This window comes from Flavobacterium sangjuense, assembly GCF_004797125.1.
GTDB lineage: Bacteria > Bacteroidota > Bacteroidia > Flavobacteriales > Flavobacteriaceae > Flavobacterium > Flavobacterium sangjuense.
On sequence record NZ_CP038810.1, the window covers coordinates 286326 to 303612 of the forward strand.

At 35.8% G+C, this 17287-nt stretch carries 19 protein-coding genes and 2 tRNA genes; 16 read left to right on the plus strand and 5 right to left on the minus strand.

Annotation, left to right across the window (positions count from 1 at the left end):
* Positions 1-38 precede the first annotated feature (38 nt).
* Complete coding sequence (locus GS03_RS01195) at positions 39-2327, plus strand: T9SS type A sorting domain-containing protein (protein WP_136150754.1); 2289 nt, start codon at positions 39-41, stop codon at positions 2325-2327.
* 31 nt (positions 2328-2358) lie between these two features.
* Here GS03_RS01195 and rsmG read toward each other — a convergent pair whose 3' ends face one another.
* Positions 2359-2988, minus strand: a complete 630-nt coding sequence (gene rsmG / locus GS03_RS01200) for a 16S rRNA (guanine(527)-N(7))-methyltransferase RsmG (protein ID WP_136150755.1) — start codon at positions 2986-2988, stop codon at positions 2359-2361.
* 110 nt (positions 2989-3098) lie between these two features.
* Between rsmG and GS03_RS01205 the strand changes: the two genes are divergently transcribed.
* From GS03_RS01205 to GS03_RS01260, 12 genes are all read left to right on the plus strand, one after another.
* On the plus strand, positions 3099-4193 hold the full coding sequence (locus GS03_RS01205) for a fatty acid desaturase family protein (protein ID WP_136150756.1): 1095 nt from the start codon (positions 3099-3101) through the stop codon (positions 4191-4193).
* A 59-nt stretch (positions 4194-4252) separates the two neighbouring features.
* Positions 4253-5437 carry a pyridoxal phosphate-dependent aminotransferase gene (locus GS03_RS01210; protein WP_136150757.1) on the plus strand — a complete coding sequence of 395 codons (1185 nt, stop codon included), beginning with the start codon at positions 4253-4255 and terminating at the stop codon, positions 5435-5437.
* A gap of 11 nt (positions 5438-5448) precedes the next feature.
* A complete protein-coding gene (locus GS03_RS01215; RefSeq protein ID WP_136150758.1) occupies positions 5449-5790 on the plus strand; it encodes a DUF6370 family protein in 342 nt (113 codons plus the stop codon).
* Positions 5791-5859: 69 nt separating this feature from the next.
* A complete protein-coding gene (locus GS03_RS01220) occupies positions 5860-6435 on the plus strand; it encodes a Crp/Fnr family transcriptional regulator (RefSeq protein ID WP_136153034.1) in 576 nt (191 codons plus the stop codon).
* A 78-nt stretch (positions 6436-6513) separates the two neighbouring features.
* The gene (locus GS03_RS01225; RefSeq protein ID WP_136150759.1) at positions 6514-7230 is read left to right on the plus strand and encodes a pirin family protein; all 717 of its coding nucleotides are present in this window, start codon (positions 6514-6516) and stop codon (positions 7228-7230) included.
* A gap of 89 nt (positions 7231-7319) precedes the next feature.
* A complete protein-coding gene (locus tag GS03_RS01230; protein ID WP_136150760.1) occupies positions 7320-7601 on the plus strand; it encodes a GNAT family N-acetyltransferase in 282 nt (93 codons plus the stop codon).
* 8 nt (positions 7602-7609) lie between these two features.
* On the plus strand, positions 7610-8017 hold the full coding sequence (locus GS03_RS01235; RefSeq protein WP_136150761.1) for an OsmC family protein: 408 nt from the start codon (positions 7610-7612) through the stop codon (positions 8015-8017).
* A complete protein-coding gene (locus GS03_RS01240) occupies positions 8017-8244 on the plus strand; it encodes a (4Fe-4S)-binding protein (RefSeq protein WP_136150762.1) in 228 nt (75 codons plus the stop codon). The genes GS03_RS01235 and GS03_RS01240 overlap by 1 nt, the downstream gene beginning before the upstream one ends.
* On the plus strand, positions 8241-8768 hold the full coding sequence (locus GS03_RS01245) for an NADPH-dependent FMN reductase (RefSeq protein WP_136150763.1): 528 nt from the start codon (positions 8241-8243) through the stop codon (positions 8766-8768). The genes GS03_RS01240 and GS03_RS01245 overlap by 4 nt, the downstream gene beginning before the upstream one ends.
* 38 nt (positions 8769-8806) lie before the next feature.
* Positions 8807-9676, plus strand: a complete 870-nt coding sequence (gene fabD / locus GS03_RS01250; protein WP_136150764.1) for an ACP S-malonyltransferase — start codon at positions 8807-8809, stop codon at positions 9674-9676.
* Positions 9677-9751: 75 nt separating this feature from the next.
* On the plus strand, positions 9752-10432 hold the full coding sequence (locus GS03_RS01255) for a peptidoglycan DD-metalloendopeptidase family protein (RefSeq protein WP_136150765.1): 681 nt from the start codon (positions 9752-9754) through the stop codon (positions 10430-10432).
* A gap of 5 nt (positions 10433-10437) precedes the next feature.
* Complete coding sequence (locus GS03_RS01260) at positions 10438-10746, plus strand: hypothetical protein (protein WP_136150766.1); 309 nt, start codon at positions 10438-10440, stop codon at positions 10744-10746.
* A gap of 43 nt (positions 10747-10789) precedes the next feature.
* Here GS03_RS01260 and galE read toward each other — a convergent pair whose 3' ends face one another.
* Together galE and GS03_RS01270 are read right to left on the minus strand one after the other, a co-directional pair.
* On the minus strand, positions 10790-11803 hold the full coding sequence (gene galE / locus GS03_RS01265) for a UDP-glucose 4-epimerase GalE (RefSeq protein ID WP_136150767.1): 1014 nt from the start codon (positions 11801-11803) through the stop codon (positions 10790-10792).
* A gap of 1 nt (position 11804) precedes the next feature.
* Positions 11805-12935 carry a DegT/DnrJ/EryC1/StrS family aminotransferase gene (locus GS03_RS01270; protein ID WP_136150768.1) on the minus strand — a complete coding sequence of 377 codons (1131 nt, stop codon included), beginning with the start codon at positions 12933-12935 and terminating at the stop codon, positions 11805-11807.
* A 94-nt stretch (positions 12936-13029) separates the two neighbouring features.
* Between GS03_RS01270 and GS03_RS01275 the strand changes: the two genes are divergently transcribed.
* From GS03_RS01275 to GS03_RS01285, 3 genes are all read left to right on the plus strand, one after another.
* Positions 13030-14265, plus strand: a complete 1236-nt coding sequence (locus tag GS03_RS01275; RefSeq protein WP_136150769.1) for a 3-deoxy-D-manno-octulosonic acid transferase — start codon at positions 13030-13032, stop codon at positions 14263-14265.
* 38 nt (positions 14266-14303) lie between these two features.
* Positions 14304-16445, plus strand: a complete 2142-nt coding sequence (locus tag GS03_RS01280) for a S46 family peptidase (protein WP_136150770.1) — start codon at positions 14304-14306, stop codon at positions 16443-16445.
* Between the two features lie 157 nt (positions 16446-16602).
* Positions 16603-16812: a hypothetical protein gene (locus GS03_RS01285; RefSeq protein ID WP_136150771.1), complete on the plus strand. Its 210-nt coding sequence runs from the start codon at positions 16603-16605 to the stop codon at positions 16810-16812.
* A 130-nt stretch (positions 16813-16942) separates the two neighbouring features.
* Here GS03_RS01285 and GS03_RS01290 read toward each other — a convergent pair.
* A tRNA-Leu gene (locus GS03_RS01290) sits at positions 16943-17028 on the minus strand.
* 112 nt (positions 17029-17140) lie between these two features.
* Positions 17141-17213: transfer RNA gene (locus GS03_RS01295), tRNA-Gly, on the minus strand.
* Positions 17214-17287 lie beyond the last annotated feature (74 nt).

Sequence of the window (17287 nt, forward strand, 5' to 3'; positions counted from 1 at the left end):
TTTGTATATTCGGGAGTCAAAACCAAAACCATCCACAAATGAAGTCAAAAATTACTCTATTATTTTTCGGATTATTTTCTGCATTGGGTTTAGCTCAGGATAAAGCCTATGATTTATTAAAAGATAAAACCCAGACAAATATACTTTACGACCGAATTTTTGGTGTGTCTAATGCCACAGAATTGCGGAAGACAGCTATTACATCAGGCTATTTCAATCAGGTATATCACGAAATACAACGTGCCGATTTTTCACAATCGTTGCCAAAATACGAAACGCTTAAAGATGCAGCTAAATTAGGATTTGTAAACAACCAAATTCCACTTGCGATTTTAATTTCTGAATTCGAAACCATTAAAAAAACGGCACTCGAAAACGGCGATGTATTTTCAAACAGCAATAATAAGATGGAGCTAAAACCTGATGCTAACAATGTGTTTGAAAAACATTCAATTACTGTTATGGCACCACTAATTGCTAAATCGACAAAAGCATCGTTTGTTCTGAAGGACGATTTCATCTTCAATACTACGGCTAAAGTTATTGCAGCTATTTATATCAAATCGGAAGAAACATCCGGTTGGAAACAAATCACAACAAACAGTCCTTTTACGCTACCTATGAGTGAAAACGGTAAGCACGTTGTAAAATGCAAAATTGTATTCAATAATCGAGAAACGATAACACAATCCTTTGAAATAGAAATCAGTAATTCTGAATCAGTAGCTAACAAAAATACGCTGCCTTTAGCACCGAATGTAGTAAATACGATTAGTTCTACAATTCCATATCAAGGTTATGGAGAAAGTGCTGCCTTTGTTGGACAAGGACAATACGAAGTTTTCCTTGACAACGTGGATAGCGTTCTTGACAAACCGATATTTCTTTTGGATGGTTTTGATCCTGGTGATACCCGAAATACCACAGCTATCTACAGCTTTTTAAATTATGGAACCGGCCAAAATTTAGCTACTGATTTAAGAGCTCAGGGGTTTGACATTATCATTTTGAATTTTCCAACCTATACGCGTCCTTCTACAACAACTGTTATAGATGGCGGTGCAGATTACATTCAAAGAAACGCAATGATATTTGTGGAGCTTCTCAACCAAATCAATGCTCAAAAAGTAGGCACCGAAAAGAATGTGGTTATCGGACCAAGTATGGGCGGATTAATCGCCCGATATGCTTTGCGCTATATGGAAATGAACAGCCTGAATCACGATACAAGATTGTATATTTCATTTGATTCTCCGCATCAGGGAGCTAATGTCCCAATAGGATTCCAACATCTGTTTAATTATATGGCTTACGGTCCGGCTGCGATTACTGCGGTTCAACCTATTGTTGATGGTATGATGAAAAGTCCGGCCGCAAGAGAAATGTTAATCGACCAGTTTGAAGGTCATTTGCAGGCAGGAAGTGCTTTTGAATTTAATACAACAACTACATCCTTATTACCAACAGGTTGTCCAAATTACAGAACACCATTTCAAAACGAATTGAACGCAATGGGTTTCCCAACAACAGTTCGTAACGTCTCTATTGCCAATGGAGCCGGAGATGGAACGATGAATTACACTCCCGATTTTGAAGTAATGAATCACACTTTTAATATAACATCAACACAAAGAGCGATTATTAATTTGCGTTATACTCCCAACACCAATACAACCAATCAGGTTAGCCGCTTTAGAGGACAAGCATTTATAGTAATCGCTTGGGTAACCGCTTATGAAAGCATGGCCAATTCAAAAGCGCCCACTTATACCGCTGGTCTAGATACCGCGCCTGGAGGACGATTTGATTTGTCTGGTTTGGAGGCAGGTTTAGGAACAGATCCTTTACTAACAGAATTTTTTGCTAACCTAAATGCCGATTATTTTACTTTTATACCAACATGGAGTTCAATGGCAATATCAAATACTCAAAATTTGTACAGTCCGGTAACCGGAAGTTCCGTTACTCCTTTTGTGGCATCATCTATCCCAACAGTAAATGAAAATCACGTTACGTTAAATGCTCAGAATACCGCTTTTGCTTTAAATGAAATTTTAAATCCACCGTTGTCTGTAAATGACAATGCTGCCTTAAATGCTATTTGGATACAAAATCCAATTCAAAATTCAATCCTGATTAATACATCAACTACACTTGAAAATGCTGCCATTTCGGTAACGGATATGCTGGGAAAAACAATTTATCAAACAAAAAACAAAACTATAAACGGAACATTTGAAATTCCTGTCTTGTTATCCAAAGGGATGTATCTTATCACTATCGGCAATGAAAAAGGAAGTGTAACAAAGAAAATCGTTAAAAGTTAATACTAAAAAAGCCCCTAAATCGGGGCTATTTTTATGCTTTAAACTTTAGTGGCAAGTGCACAACCTTTTTGGTTTCGAAGAATTCGTCTTTAAAAAATTCGGCAATGTTATATTCTGTTGCTTTTGGGAAATCCTTTAACTCTTCGGTCAAATCACCACCTTTTAAATAAAGAATCCCGTTAGGTAATTTATGCTTGTTCTGCTTTTTGATTTTGTCTTTTATCCAGGAAACAAAATCGGGCATATTGGTCACAGCACGACTCACAATAAAATCATAATCGCCTTTAACTTCCGAAGCTCTTATTTGTTCGGCTTTTACATTTCTTAATTCCAATGCTTCGGCAACAGCTTTTACCACATTGATTTTTTTCAGTATAACATCTATCAGATAAAAACGCGTTTCCGGAAACAAAATCGCCAATGGAATTCCGGGAAATCCGCCGCCAGTTCCAACGTCAAGAATATAAGTTCCTGCTTCAAAAGGCTGAATTTTGGCTATAGCCAACGAATGCAAAACGTGTTTTGTATATAACTCATCAATATCCTTTCGGGAAATTACATTGATTTTAGCATTCCAATCCTGATACAGGGCTTCTAGTTTTTGAAACTGTACTATTTGATTTTCAGTAAGATTAGGAAATTGCCTCTTAATTTCTTCCATTAGTTAAATTTTCCACAAAAATACTGTTTTAGTTGATAAAAAATGATTTATATCAGTTGCAAAAAAATTATAATAAGTACATTTGGGAAAAATTTTGAATATCAAAAAACATGAATTCTACTGCACCTATATTTTCTAAAACAGATAGTTTAAAATTCTTTAGAACACTTAACTCTAGAGTAAATAACTATTTCAAAGAAAACAACCTTGACAGAACCGGAAACTGGAAACTGCATCTAAAAACGATTGTAATGTTTTCCATCTTCCTGACACCATATTTCTTTTTATTAGCTATGGATATGCCATTTTGGGTTTATCTTTTGCTTAATGTTGTTATCGGAATTGGAATGGCCGGAGTAGGTATGAATGTGATGCACGACGGAAATCATGGGGCTTATTCTTCTAAATCGTGGGTAAATAAATTCATGGGCGGAAGCATTTATATTTTGGCCGGAAATGTTTACAATTGGCAAGTACAACACAATGTTTTGCACCATACTTATACCAATATATTAGGTCATGATGAAGATTTAGAAGCAGGAAGAATTATGCGTTTTACCAAAGACGCAAAATGGTATAGACTGCATAAATTTCAGCATTTGTATTCTGTTTTCCTGTATGGATTGTTAACTTTTAACTGGGCAATCACTACTGATTTTCTTCAAATGAAACGCTATTTGAAAAGAAATTTATCGTATGGTGAATTCAAAAAACCAGCAATTCGTTGGACCACTTTAATCATCACTAAAATTATTTATTTCTCTATTTGGATAGTAGCACCGATGGTTATGGGAATAACGTGGTGGAAAGTAGTTTTAGGTTTTTTGGTAATGCATTACACTGCCGGAGTTATCTTGAGCGTAGTTTTCCAATTGGCTCACGTTGTTGAAGAAACTGAAAACCCAATTCCGGATGACAATGGCGAAATAGAAAATACCTGGGCAATTCACCAATTATTTACCACGGCGAATTTCGCGCCAAAAAACTGGTTGGTAAACTATTATACAGGCGGATTAAATCATCAGGTAGAGCATCATTTGTTTCCAAATATCAGCCATATTCATTATGGAAAAATTGCTGAAATCGTAAAACAAACCGCTAAAGAATGTGAGTTGCCATACTACGAATTCAAAACAACCAGAGCTGCAATTATTTCGCACTTCAGACATTTAAGGGAACTGGGAAGACAGCCACAATTAGCCTAATTTATATCAAAAGACGCCTTAATTGGCGTTTCTTTATTTAACATAATTAACAACACACAATGAGTATTTTATCGGACAGAATTAACAATTTAGCTACATCACAAACCCTTGCTATGGCTGCATTAGCAAGAGAATTAAAATCACAAGGAAAAGACATCATCAGTTTAAGTTTGGGTGAACCGGATTTCAACACGCCCGATTTCATAAAAGAAGCCGCTAAAAAAGCAATCGATGAAAATTACAGTACTTACACACCTGTTGACGGTTATGGAGAACTGAAAGATGCGATTTGCAGAAAATTCAAACGCGATAATAACTTAGATTACAAACCGGCAAACATTGTAGTTTCAACAGGTGCGAAACAATCGTTATACAACATTGCACAAGTGATGCTTAACGACGGTGACGAAGTAATTCTTCCAGCTCCTTATTGGGTTTCGTATTTTGAAATTATCAAATTATCTGGTGGCGTTCCGGTTGAAGTGCCAACTTCTGTAGAAACCGATTTTAAAATAACAGCCGAGCAATTGGAAACAGCGATTACGCCAAAAACCAAAATGATGTGGTTCAGTTCGCCATGTAATCCGAGTGGTTCGGTTTATAATCGTGAAGAGTTGACTGCTATTGGAAAAGTATTGGAAAAATATCCAAACGTTTATATCGTTTCTGACGAAATCTACGAACACATCAATTTCTCCGGAACTTTTTGCAGCATCGGTTCCATTCCGGGATTGTTTGAAAGAACCATTACGGTGAATGGCGTTGCCAAAGCTTTTGCGATGACAGGTTGGAGAATTGGTTATATTGGCGCACCTGAATTTATTGCTAAAGCCTGTACAAAAATGCAGGGACAAGTTACTTCCGGAGCGAATTCAATTGCGCAGAGAGCAACAATTACAGCTGTTGATGCAGATCCAAGTGTTTTAAACGAAATGGTTTCTGCTTTTAAAAATCGTAGAGATTTGGTTGTTGGTTTAACCAAAAGTATTCCGGGTTTAAAAATCAATACGCCTGAAGGAGCATTTTATGTTTTTCCTGATGTATCTTCGTATTTCGGAAAAACATTGCGCGGAAAATTAATTAAGAACGCAGACGATTTTTCGATGTATTTATTGTCGGAAGCTAATGTAGCAACAGTTACAGGTGACGCTTTTGGTAATCCAAATTGCATCCGAATATCTTATGCAACCAGTGAAGAATTATTAACCGAAGCTTTCAAAAGAATTAAGGAAGCTTTATCTTAAATTATATCATTATGAAAAAAGTCATTTCAATTCTTGTTCTTTTTGTTTGCATTTCTGTAAATGCGCAAGACAAACCAAAAACCCAAATCGTTGAAGCGTCTTGCGGTCAATGCCAATTCGGAATGAAAGGCAAAGGCGGTTGTGATTTAGCGGTTCGTATTGAAGGAAAAACGTATTTTGTTGACGGTACCGACATTCACAAACATGGCGATGCTCATGCTGAAGATGGGTTTTGTTCAACAATCAGAAAAGCCGAAGTGGTTGGCGAAATAAAAGGCGACCGTTTTGTAGCTTCAAGCTTTAAATTGCTTCCAGCGACAGCTCCTGATCCACATGCAGGACACAAACATTAAAAAGCATAAGCGTCCCAATTAAAACGGGACGCTTTTTTTATGTATTCCTTTTATTGTACTTTTGGGAATATGAATCTGATTTTACAAAACATTTCAAAACACATCTCGTTAACTCCTGAAGAAGAGTTGCTGTTTTTATCCAAAACTGAAACCAAAAAAGTTAAAGCTAAAACCATTCTACAAAATGCCGGTCATGTTTGTAAGGAAGGCTATTTTGTGAATTCAGGTTTGCTCAGAAGTTTTAATATCAATGACAATATAGTCGAACACGTTATGAGTTTTGCATGCGAAGGCTGGTGGATTAGCGATATGTACAGTTTACTTTCTCAAAAACCCGGTAATCTTTTTATAGAAGTTTTAGAAGATGCCGAAGTAGTTGTTTTAACCAAAGAAAATCAGGACCAACTGTATCTCGAAATTCCAAAACTCGAGCGTTTTTTCAGAATCCTTATCGAAAATTCTTTGGTGGCCAATCAGGAGCGGTTGATGGATAATCTTAGCTTAACCGCAGAAGAACGCTTTGAAAAATTCTGTAGAAAATACCCAACGCTGATTCAGAAAGTTCCTCAAAAACAAATTGCTTCTTATATTGGTGTTACGCCGGAGTTTTTTAGCAAAATGAAAGCGAGAATGCTGAAGAAATAATTTCTTAATCTACATTAAGTGCCCGCAGGAAGTTGTCGCTGTAAATTTGTATTATAATAATTAGTAAATTTAAACATTATGAAAAATACCGTTTTACACAAGGCAAATACAAGAGGACACGCCGATCACGGTTGGTTAAATGCACATCATACTTTTAGTTTCGCAAGTTACTATGAGCCAGAAAGAGTTCAGTTTGGTGTTCTTAGAGTTTTAAACGATGATATTGTAGCATCAGGAATGGGTTTCGGAACACATCCACACGATAATATGGAAATTATTACCATTCCGCTTGAAGGCGATTTAGCACACAAAGACAGCATGGGAAATACTGAGGTTATCAAATTTGGTGACGTTCAGGTAATGAGTGCCGGAACCGGGATTCAACATTCTGAATTCAATCCGAATCACGATAAAAGAACGAATCTGTTGCAGATTTGGGTGTTCCCAAAAGTGAGAAATGTAGAACCTCGTTACCAACAAATTACATTAGATACAACTGACAGACATAACAAATTACAACAAATTTTATCTCCAAATGCTGATGATTCTGGCGTATGGATTCACCAGGATGCTTGGTTTCACATGGGAAATTTGGATAAAGGAATTACTATTGATTACAATCGCAAAAAAGAAGGCAATGGTTTGTATGTTTTTGTAATTAAAGGAAGCGTAAAAGTGGACGGACAAGAACTGGAACAACGTGACGGTTTGGGCATCACCGACTTTGACAAAGTAACTTTTGAAGCTACTTCAGATGCTGAAATTTTATTAATGGAAGTTCCAATGAATCAATAATAATCCCTTTGCAACTCTGCGCCTTTGCGTGAAATGAATCTCGCAAAGACGCAGAGCCGCAAAGCATAAAATCTTTAGTTTTAAATATTATGAGCGAAGTAAAATTAAAAATCGATGGCAATAAAGGCTTTTTTTATATTGATGTTGACGGAAAACACGAAGCCATGATGACTTTTGTTTTTGCAGGCGATAAGCAAATCATCATCGACCACACGGAAGTAAATCCTGGAAATGAAGGCAAAGGTTTTGGTAAACAAATGGTTTCCAAAGCTGTTGAATATGCTCGTGAAAATGGCATCAAAATCATTCCGCTTTGTCCGTTTGCAAAAAGTGTTTTTAATAAAGTTCAAGAATTTAGAGACGTTTTATAAACATAATTATGGCAAATCTTTTAGAAAATAACGTTGAAGGAAAAATTGGTACACAGAAATATTTGTGTACCATTTCCTGGCGTAATGGCACCTTGTTGATGGATGAACCCGAAAATGTGGGCGGAAAAAATATTGGGCCTGACCCTTTTTCAACTTTTCTGGCATCATTAGCGGGTTGCACCTTATCTACTTTACGAATGTATATTGACCACAAAGGCTGGGACATTCCCGAAATCAATATTTCCTTAAATTTAGCTCAGGAATTAAATCCCGAACTGGAAACCACGATTTCAAGAATCATAACTTTTCCAACGAACATTCCTAACGAACAAAGAGAGCGTTTGCTTTTAATTGCGGAAAAATGTCCAATTTCTAAAATTCTGAAAAACAAAATAACTATTAACACCACTATATAATGGATCCGAAAGACCTAACCAAAGAATACACCAATGGCGAAGTGACCATAGTGTGGCAATCGGGAAAATGCATTCATTCTGCCAATTGCGTAAAAAACAATCCTGATGTTTTCAAGCCAAAAGAAAAACCATGGATTACTCCTGAAGGTTCAACTACAGACAAAATTATTGAAACGGTAAATAAATGCCCATCAGGAGCGCTAACCTATTACTTAAATAAAAAATGAAAAAATTACTTGCCTTTGGAGCATCCAACAGCAGCGATTCCATCAACAAACAACTGGCAAAATATGCATCAGGCCTTTTCAAAGATGTAACTGTTGACCTTTTGGATTTGAATGATTACGAAATGCCTATTTATTCCAAAGACCGCGAAAAGGCAGCTGGCATTCCACAATTGGCTCATGATTTTTATCAAAAAATTGGTGATGCTGATTTCGTACTGATTTCTTTTGCCGAAAATAACGGAAACTATACAACCGCTTTCAAAAACATCCTCGACTGGATGTCGCGAATTAATGGCAAAACTTTTCAGGAAAAACCAATGCTATTACTGGCTACTTCTCCCGGCGCACGAGGCGGAAGTTCGGTGCTTGACATTGCCGTGAAAAGAATGCCGTTTCAAGGCGGTGTTGTTAAAGGTAGTTTTTCACTGCCGAGTTTCAATGAAAATTTTGATGCTGGCAATGGAATTATCAATCCGGACTTAAAAAATCAGTTGACCGAAATCGTAAATTCGATTGAAATATAATTAGTATTTTTGCTATTCAAAACAATAAACAAATTAGGATGAAAGCATACGTTTTTCCAGGACAAGGAGCACAATTTACCGGAATGGGTAAAGAATTATATGAGAATTCGGCTTTAGCCAAAGAGCTTTTCGAAAAAGCCAATGATATTTTAGGTTTCCGTATTACCGATATCATGTTTGAAGGAACTGCTGAAGAATTAAAAGAAACCAAAGTGACACAACCTGCGGTTTTTTTACATTCGGTAATATTGGCAAAAACGTTAAACATTAAACCTGATATGGTTGCAGGACATTCATTAGGCGAATTTTCAGCATTGGTTGCCAACGGCGCTTTGTCTTTTGAAGACGGATTAAAATTAGTTTCACAACGTGCGATTGCCATGCAGAAAGCCTGTGAAATTACACCTTCTACAATGGCTGCGGTTTTAAATTTAGATGATAAAATCGTAGAAGATATTTGTGCTTCTATTGATGGTGTTGTGGTTGCTGCAAATTACAATTGTCCCGGACAATTAGTAATTTCGGGAGAATACAAAGCCGTAGAGTTAGCCTGCGAAAAAATGAAAGAAGCCGGTGCAAAACGAGCGTTGATTTTGCCTGTTGGTGGTGCGTTTCACTCGCCAATGATGGAACCGGCCAGAGAAGAATTGGCTGCAGCCATAGAAGCAACAACGTTTTCAACTCCGAGTTGCCCGGTATATCAAAATGTGACGGCAACTGCTGTTTCTGATGCTAACGAAATCAAGAAAAACTTAATCATCCAATTGACTGCTCCGGTAAGATGGACACAATCAGTACAACAAATGATAAAAGACGGAGCGACAAGTTTTACAGAAGTTGGACCAGGAAAAGTATTGGTTGGATTAGTTGGAAAAATCAACAACGAAGTCGAAACGATTTCAGCTTAATTTTCATTATAAAAAAGTAAAATCCTTATAAACAAACGTTTGTGAGGATTTTTTTGTTGAACACAAATTATTTTTATGAAAAAATTTCTTGAACTCTTGAGCAATACCGAATCAGCTAAAGTTATTTCTAAAAAAATAGATTATGCTGATTATGTGGCTCTGGATTTGTCTGTTACGAATGTAAATTTGTCCAAACAAAAACTGGAAACCTCCAAAGATTACGAGCATTATATTCAGGAGTATTTAGACAATCATCAGGCTAAAATTGCTTTTGGAGGTTATCATGAACATCGAAATTTATATCAAAGAAGCACCGTTTTCAAGAATCAAGATAGCGATGAACGCAATATTCACATTGGTTTGGATTTATGGATTAACGAATCTGCGCCTATTTATGCGGCTTTGGATGGCACTATTCACAGTTTTCAAAACAACGACTCTCTTGGCGATTATGGTCCGACACTTATTTTGAAACATCAAATAGAAAATTTTACGTTTCATACTTTGTACGGTCATTTGAGTTTGAATAGTTTAGAAGACAAAAAAATAGGTAACTTTGTAAAGAAAGGCCAACAGATAGCCAATTTAGGTTTGCCACCAATCAATGGGGATTATGCGCCGCATTTGCATTTCCAAATCATTATCGACATGGAAAATAAAGTTGGTGATTATCCCGGAGTGTGCAGTACAAAAAAGCTAGCATTTTATTTGGCGAATTGCCCTGACCCGAATCTATTATTAAAAATTAAAGTATAAATATCATGAAATCGAAGATTCACGAACACCAAAAAAACAATTTTTACCTAGTGAGTAAAAAAATAATTTTATCACTAGCATTTGTAGCAGTTTTAGGTAGCTGCCAAGACAAAACCAAAGAAAAACTGGACGAAGCCACAGATGCCGTAACCGAAGAAGTAACAGCAGCTGTTGATACTGCTAAAATTAAGGCTGAAGCAAAACTGGATACACTAAAAGAGAAAGCCAATGCCAAAATTGACACCGTAAAAGTAAAAACTGCAGATAAGCTGGAAGAAGCTGCAAAAAAACTAAAAGAATCTGTAAAGAAATAAAACACAAAAAAGCCCTGAGAAATCAGGGCTTTGTTATTTAAATTTAACTTCTAATTTTCTGTTCCCATTTCCAGGCGGAAGCTAATCCGTCTTCTAACGAAAGTTCTGCCTTCCATCCTAAAACTTCATTTGCTTTATCGGTATTGGCATAAGCGGATATCACATCTCCTTCTCTTCTTCCGACAATTTTGTATGGTAACTTTTGTCCTGAAACTTTTTCAAAAGCGTTGATAACTTCCAAAACAGAACTCCCTTTTCCTGTTCCTAAATTGAACGTTTCCACTTTTTCCGGATTTTGTTTCTTCAATAATCTTTGGAGTGCAACAACATGGGCTTTCGCCAAATCAACTACATGGATATAATCGCGAATACAAGTTCCGTCAAGTGTTGGATAATCATTGCCATAAACCGAAAGTTCTTTTCGCAAACCAAAGGCAGTTTGGGTAATAAATGGCACTAAATTTTGTGGAATTCCTATTGGTAATTCGCCAATTTCTGCACTTGAATGCGCACCAATTGGATTAAAATAACGCAATAAAACAGCATTGATATTGCTAACTTTTGCCACATCAATGATGATTTCTTCACCTATTTGCTTGGTATTCCCATAAGGTGAATTTGCCGGTTGCACGGAAGCATCTTCTGTAATTGGCATTTTTTCGGCCTGACCGTAAACCGTACAAGACGAACTAAAAATAAAATTAGCTTGTGGCAGAATAGTCAATTCCTGCAGAAGGTAAACTAACGAATTAATATTGTTTTCATAATACAACAACGGATTTTCAACACTTTCACCAACTGCTTTTGAAGCTGCAAAATGAATTACACCCAAAACATCGCTATGCTTTTTGAAGAAATTTTGGACTGCTGATTTATCTCTTAAATCAATATTTTCAAAAATTGGTTTTTTGCCTGTAATTTTTTCAATTCCGTCAAGAACTTCAATAGAAGAATTGGAAAGATTGTCAATCGCCACGACTTCAAAACCTTCATTTTGCAATTCAACAACAGTGTGTGAACCTATGAATCCTAAACCACCAGTTACCAGTATTTTCATTTTATTTTAAAAACTCTAAAACGCTATCCGTAATAAATTTGATTTGCTCGTCATCAAGCTCGGTGTGCATTGGCAACGATATTACTTCTTTTACCAATTGATTTGTTACCGGGAAATCTTCTTCTTTATATCTTGAATCTACATAGGCTTTTTGTGAATGCAGCGGAATTGGATAATAAATTGCACAAGGAATTCCTTTCGCCAATAAATGTTCCATCAAAGCATCTCTATCAGCATCAATGATGCGCAAAGTGTATTGATGAAAAACATGGCAATCACAATTATCACAAATAGTTGGTGCAATAATATTTTTGTGCCCTTCAAAAGCAGCTGTATACTTTCGTGCCGCATTTTGTCTTGCTTCGTTATAACTATCCAACAATGGTAATTTCGCATTTAAAACTGCTGCCTGAATGCTATCCAAACGTGAATTTACTCCGACCACATCATGGTGATAGCGAACGTACATTCCGTGATTTACAATTCCGCGGATAGTATGTGCCAAAGCATCGTCATTGGTAAAAATCGCGCCACCATCACCATAACAACCTAGATTTTTAGATGGGAAAAACGATGTTGATGACACGTGACCAATCGTTCCTGCTTTCTTTTTAGTTCCGTCAGAGAATTTACAATTGGCTCCAATGGCTTGTGCGTTATCTTCGATTACGTATAAATTATGCTCTTTTGCAATCGCCATAATCGCTTCCATATTTGCAGCTCTTCCGAACAAATGTACCGGAACGATTGCTTTAGTTTTTGGCGTAATCGCTTTCTTTATTGCATCAATCGAAATGTTCATATTCACCAAATCAACATCAACCAAAACCGGAGTTAGTTGTAGCAACGCAATCACTTCAACTGTGGCGGCAAACGTAAAGTCGGCAGTGATAACTTCATCGCCTGGCTTTAATCCTAATCCCATCATGGCGATTTGCAACGCATCGGTTCCATTCGCACATGGAATTACATGTTTTACATCTAAATATTCCTCAAGATTCTTTTGGAATTCGTGAACTTTTGGTCCGTTGATATAAGTTGTAGTGTCTAAAACTTCCTGAATAGAAGCATCAACCGTAGCTTTTATTTTTTCGTATTGACTTTTTAAGTCAACCATTTGAATTTTTCTCATGATTCTGAAATTTGTGATGCAAAAGTAAGAAATTCTGAAGTAGAATATCCTATTCCGCAAAAGAAACGTATTTTTGCCCAACAAATTTTTGGAGATGCTTTTTCTATATAATTTATTGTTGCTTTTTGCTTCACAAATAGTGAAAGTAGCGGCGCTTTTCAGCCCAAAAATAAAGCTGTTTGTTGCTGGAAGAAAAACTGTTTTTGAAACATTGGAGAGCAAAATCAGTTTGTCAGACAAAACGATTTGGTTTCATGCGGCTTCGCTAGGCGAATTTGAACAAGGTTTGCCTGTCATGGAAAAAATCAAAGAAGAATTCCCAAATCATAAAATTGTTGTAACCTTCTTTTCGCCTTCGGGCTATGAAATTCGTAAAAATAATACTATCGCAGATGTTACTGTTTATCTGCCTTTGGATACAAAATCAAACGCTCAAAAATTCTTAAAACTGGTTCATCCCGATTTGGTTTTCTTTATCAAATATGAATATTGGCCAAATTATTTGAACGAATTAAAAAAGCTCAATATCAATACGTATTTGATTTCAGGAATTTTCAGGGAAAATCAGGCGTTTTTCAAATGGTACGGTGGCTTTTACCGAAGCGCTTTAAAAACATTTGATTACTTTTTTGTTCAGAATGAAAGCTCGAAATTGTTGCTTCAGAAACTTGGTTTCAATAATGTAAAAATATCTGGTGATACGCGTTTTGACCGAGTAGTTGCTATTTTAGAAAGAGATAATTCTTTGGATTTTATCAAGCAATTTAAAAACAACACAACGACAATTGTCATTGGAAGTTCCTGGCCAAAAGACGAAAGTTTATTGGTAAACTACATCAATCAAACGAATGAAAAAGTAAAATTCATCATTGCGCCACACAATATCAAATCGGAACAAATTCAGGAATTGAAAAACTCCATTTCTAAGAAAGTAATTTTATTTTCAGAAAAAGAAAACACTGATTTATCTGATTACGATGTTTTAATCGTTGACACCATTGGCATACTGACCAAAATATACAGCTATGCTGATATTGCTTATGTTGGCGGTGGTTTTGGAAATCCTGGTGTTCATAATATTTTGGAACCTGCCACTTTTGGGATTCCGATTATTGTCGGGCCAAACTTTTCGCATTTTGCCGAAGCTGTGGCTTTGGTTCATCAGGAAGGTTGTGTTTCTATTGCTAATCAAAATGAATTGAATGATGCCTTTTCCAATTTGATTTCCAATGAAGATATTCGACATGAAAAAGGGCATATTTGCTCAACTTTTGTGCAAATGAATAAAGGTGCGACGGATGTTATTTTAAAGCATATTTGTAACAAATAAAACAAACAGCAAACTCATTTCTATCAATAATTTAAACTATGAAATTTTTTAAAATCCTACTCTTATTTGTTTTTATCCAGGTTTCTGCGCAACAAGGCGGCATGTGGATTCCCTCTTTGTTAAAAGGAATGAACGAAGACGAAATGAAAAACCTTGGCATGAAAATCACTGCCGATCAGATTTATTCCATTAATAAGTCGAGTATAAAAGATGGTGTTCCGCATTTTGACAAAAAATGTACTGCAGCCGTTATTTCGGACAAAGGTTTGATTTTAACCAATCACCATTGTGGCTTTGATGCGGTTCAGAATCATTCTACCGTTGAACACGATTATCTGGCCGATGGTTATTGGGCATACAAAATGGAAGATGAATTACCTAATAAAGGAATGATTGTGTCATTTGTAGTGCGAATTGAAGATGTTACTACAAAAGTTTTGGAAGGTGTTGTGTCAATTGAATCTGAAGCCGACAAACAGAAAAAAATTCTCGAAAACATTGCTACGCTAACCAAGACATTACCAAAAGAAAGTTGGGAAGAAAACGTTATTAAAACATTTTATAACGGAAATCAATATTTACTTTTTGTAACCGAAACGTTTAAAGATATTCGATTGGTTGGAGCGCCTCCGATTTCAATCGGTAAATTTGGAGATCCAACAGACAATTGGGTTTGGCCAAGACACACCGCGGATTTTGCCTTGTTCAGGATTTATTCCGGGAAAGACAATCATGCTGCTGAATATTCTACAGAGAATGTTCCTTATAAACCAAAATATTATTTCCCAATTTCTCTGAAAGGTTTAAAAGAAAATGATTTTACTATGGTGTTGGGTTATCCGGGTACGACACAGGAATACCTTCCTTCGTATGCTGTGGAGCAAATTATGTATACTTTGGATCCAGCCAAAATTGAAATACGTGATGTTACTTTGAAAATACAAAATGAATTTATGCGAAGAGATAAGGCTATCAAAATTCAATACGCTACAAAAAATCAATCACTTGCTAACTACTGGAAAAAATGGCAAGGCGAAATCAAAGGTTTAAAAAAATCGAATGCTATTGTAGCCAAACAAATATTTGAAGAGCATTTTCAAGAAAAAGTTAATGCCACAGGGAAAAAGGAATATATAAACTTGCTTTCTGATTTTGAGAAAAATTATGGCGAAATCGAAGATTATGCTTTAGCCAAAGATATGTTTGATGAAATCGTTGGAAAAAATGCTGAAATTCTAACAGCTGGTTATAAGTTATACCAACTGGAACAATTATACAGTTCCAAAGGTGAAAAGTCTTTCAATGAGAGAAGAACAACCTTAATTAACGGTTGGGAAGAGTTTTATAATGAATATAATCCAGCGGTTGATCAAAAAGTTTTCGAAGAGTTGATTGCTATTTACAGTTCAAAATACCCAAAACAATTTTTACCAAGTTCATTGGAAAATAGCAATGCAGAAAGTTTAGCCAACACTATTTTTACAAAATCACAATTGGTAAGTTATGATAAAGTCAAAGAATTATTAACCGGAGACGCGAAAACTGTTTTAGAAAAATTAAATAATGATGAGGGTTATAAAGTAATTAAAGCTATTGCTGATACGCATTTAAAAAATGTAATGCCAAAGTATGACGAAATAAATTTAAGAAATACCGCTGCCCAGAGAACCTATATGAAAGCCATCTTGGAGTTATTTCCAAAAAACAGAAATTTCCCGGATGCCAATAGCACACTTCGTGTAACGTATGGAAAAATAAAAGGTTACAAACCAAATGATGGTGTGTTTTATGAGCCATTCACTTATCTTGATGGAGTAATTGAAAAATACATTCCCAACGATTATGAATACAATGTTCCCAAAAAACTGATTGATTTATACAATACAAAAGATTATGGCATTTATGGTGTAAACGGTAGAATGCCATTAGACTTCATCGCTACAAACCATACTACTGGTGGAAATTCCGGAAGCCCAGCCTTGGATTCCAAAGGAAATTTAATTGGTTTGAATTTTGACAGGGTTTGGGAAGGGACAATGAGCGATATTTATTATTCTCCTGAAATTTGCAGGAATATTATGGTAGATATTCGTTATGTTTTGTTCATTATTGATAAGTTTGCAGGAGCTGATAATTTAATTAAAGAGTTAAAAATCATTGCTCCAGGAAAGAAAAAGTAATTTTTTTAACATTAATTTAAGTTTTGGCACGATTCTTGTTAACCAAAAGCCGAAGTAAAATATAGGTTTTTTAAAAAAAATTAAAAAATTATTTTAACCTATTAAAAAATTTATATCTTTGCCTCGAATTAATAATTAACCTTTTATATTAAGTAAGATGAAAAAAGTATTTTTAAGTTTAGCTGTTATTGCTGCATTAACTGTAGTATCTTGTAAGCAAGCTGATGCTGCTGCTACTGAAGCTGTTGACACAACTGCTGTTGAAGCTGTTGACACAACTGCTGCTCCAGCTGCTGACACAACTGCTGTTGACACAACTGCTGCTGCTGCACCTGCAGAAGCTGCTGCTCCAGCTGAAAAAAAATAATTAGAAACTAATTATTTTTTAAAGATTTAAAGCCACGCTAAGCGTGGCTTTCTTATTTTCTATACTTTCCAAATTTATTTTGCAAACCATATAAACAAAAAAAGCTTCAAACTATGTTTGAAGCTTTTTGTACTCAGAGCGGGACTTGAACCCGCACGAACATTGCTGTTCACTGGATTTTAAGTCCAGCGTGTCTACCAATTTCACCATCCGAGCAGAATGATTTTTTTGATGGTTTAATTTTTAGAAAAAATTAATTAAATATACTCACCATCCGAGCGTTATAGTTTATGATGATTAACATCATAATCAAAACGTTTATATCTTGAGCGAAAAACGGGGCTCGAACCCGCGACCTCGACCTTGGCAAGGTCGCGCTCTACCAACTGAGCTATTTTCGCATTCACATTATTTATCAGAACAGCAATACTTATGCTATATTGCGGATGCAAATGTAATATTAAAAATGAATAAT

Bases quoted from the DNA above. Each gene is read 5' to 3' on its own strand.
- GS03_RS01195 (WP_136150754.1), top strand. From the start codon at position 39: ATGAAGTCAAAAATTACTCTATTATTTTTCGGATTATTTTCTGCATTG.
- rsmG (WP_136150755.1), bottom strand. From the start codon at position 2,988: ATGGAAGAAATTAAGAGGCAATTTCCTAATCTTACTGAAAATCAAATA.
- GS03_RS01205 (WP_136150756.1), top strand. From the start codon at position 3,099: ATGAATTCTACTGCACCTATATTTTCTAAAACAGATAGTTTAAAATTC.
- GS03_RS01210 (WP_136150757.1), top strand. From the start codon at position 4,253: ATGAGTATTTTATCGGACAGAATTAACAATTTAGCTACATCACAAACC.
- GS03_RS01215 (WP_136150758.1), top strand. From the start codon at position 5,449: ATGAAAAAAGTCATTTCAATTCTTGTTCTTTTTGTTTGCATTTCTGTA.
- GS03_RS01220 (WP_136153034.1), top strand. From the start codon at position 5,860: ATGAATCTGATTTTACAAAACATTTCAAAACACATCTCGTTAACTCCT.
- GS03_RS01225 (WP_136150759.1), top strand. From the start codon at position 6,514: ATGAAAAATACCGTTTTACACAAGGCAAATACAAGAGGACACGCCGAT.
- GS03_RS01230 (WP_136150760.1), top strand. From the start codon at position 7,320: ATGAGCGAAGTAAAATTAAAAATCGATGGCAATAAAGGCTTTTTTTAT.
- GS03_RS01235 (WP_136150761.1), top strand. From the start codon at position 7,610: ATGGCAAATCTTTTAGAAAATAACGTTGAAGGAAAAATTGGTACACAG.
- GS03_RS01240 (WP_136150762.1), top strand. From the start codon at position 8,017: ATGGATCCGAAAGACCTAACCAAAGAATACACCAATGGCGAAGTGACC.
- GS03_RS01245 (WP_136150763.1), top strand. From the start codon at position 8,241: ATGAAAAAATTACTTGCCTTTGGAGCATCCAACAGCAGCGATTCCATC.
- fabD (WP_136150764.1), top strand. From the start codon at position 8,807: ATGAAAGCATACGTTTTTCCAGGACAAGGAGCACAATTTACCGGAATG.
- GS03_RS01255 (WP_136150765.1), top strand. From the start codon at position 9,752: ATGAAAAAATTTCTTGAACTCTTGAGCAATACCGAATCAGCTAAAGTT.
- GS03_RS01260 (WP_136150766.1), top strand. From the start codon at position 10,438: ATGAAATCGAAGATTCACGAACACCAAAAAAACAATTTTTACCTAGTG.
- galE (WP_136150767.1), bottom strand. From the start codon at position 11,803: ATGAAAATACTGGTAACTGGTGGTTTAGGATTCATAGGTTCACACACT.
- GS03_RS01270 (WP_136150768.1), bottom strand. From the start codon at position 12,935: ATGAGAAAAATTCAAATGGTTGACTTAAAAAGTCAATACGAAAAAATA.
- GS03_RS01275 (WP_136150769.1), top strand. From the start codon at position 13,030: ATGCTTTTTCTATATAATTTATTGTTGCTTTTTGCTTCACAAATAGTG.
- GS03_RS01280 (WP_136150770.1), top strand. From the start codon at position 14,304: ATGAAATTTTTTAAAATCCTACTCTTATTTGTTTTTATCCAGGTTTCT.
- GS03_RS01285 (WP_136150771.1), top strand. From the start codon at position 16,603: ATGAAAAAAGTATTTTTAAGTTTAGCTGTTATTGCTGCATTAACTGTA.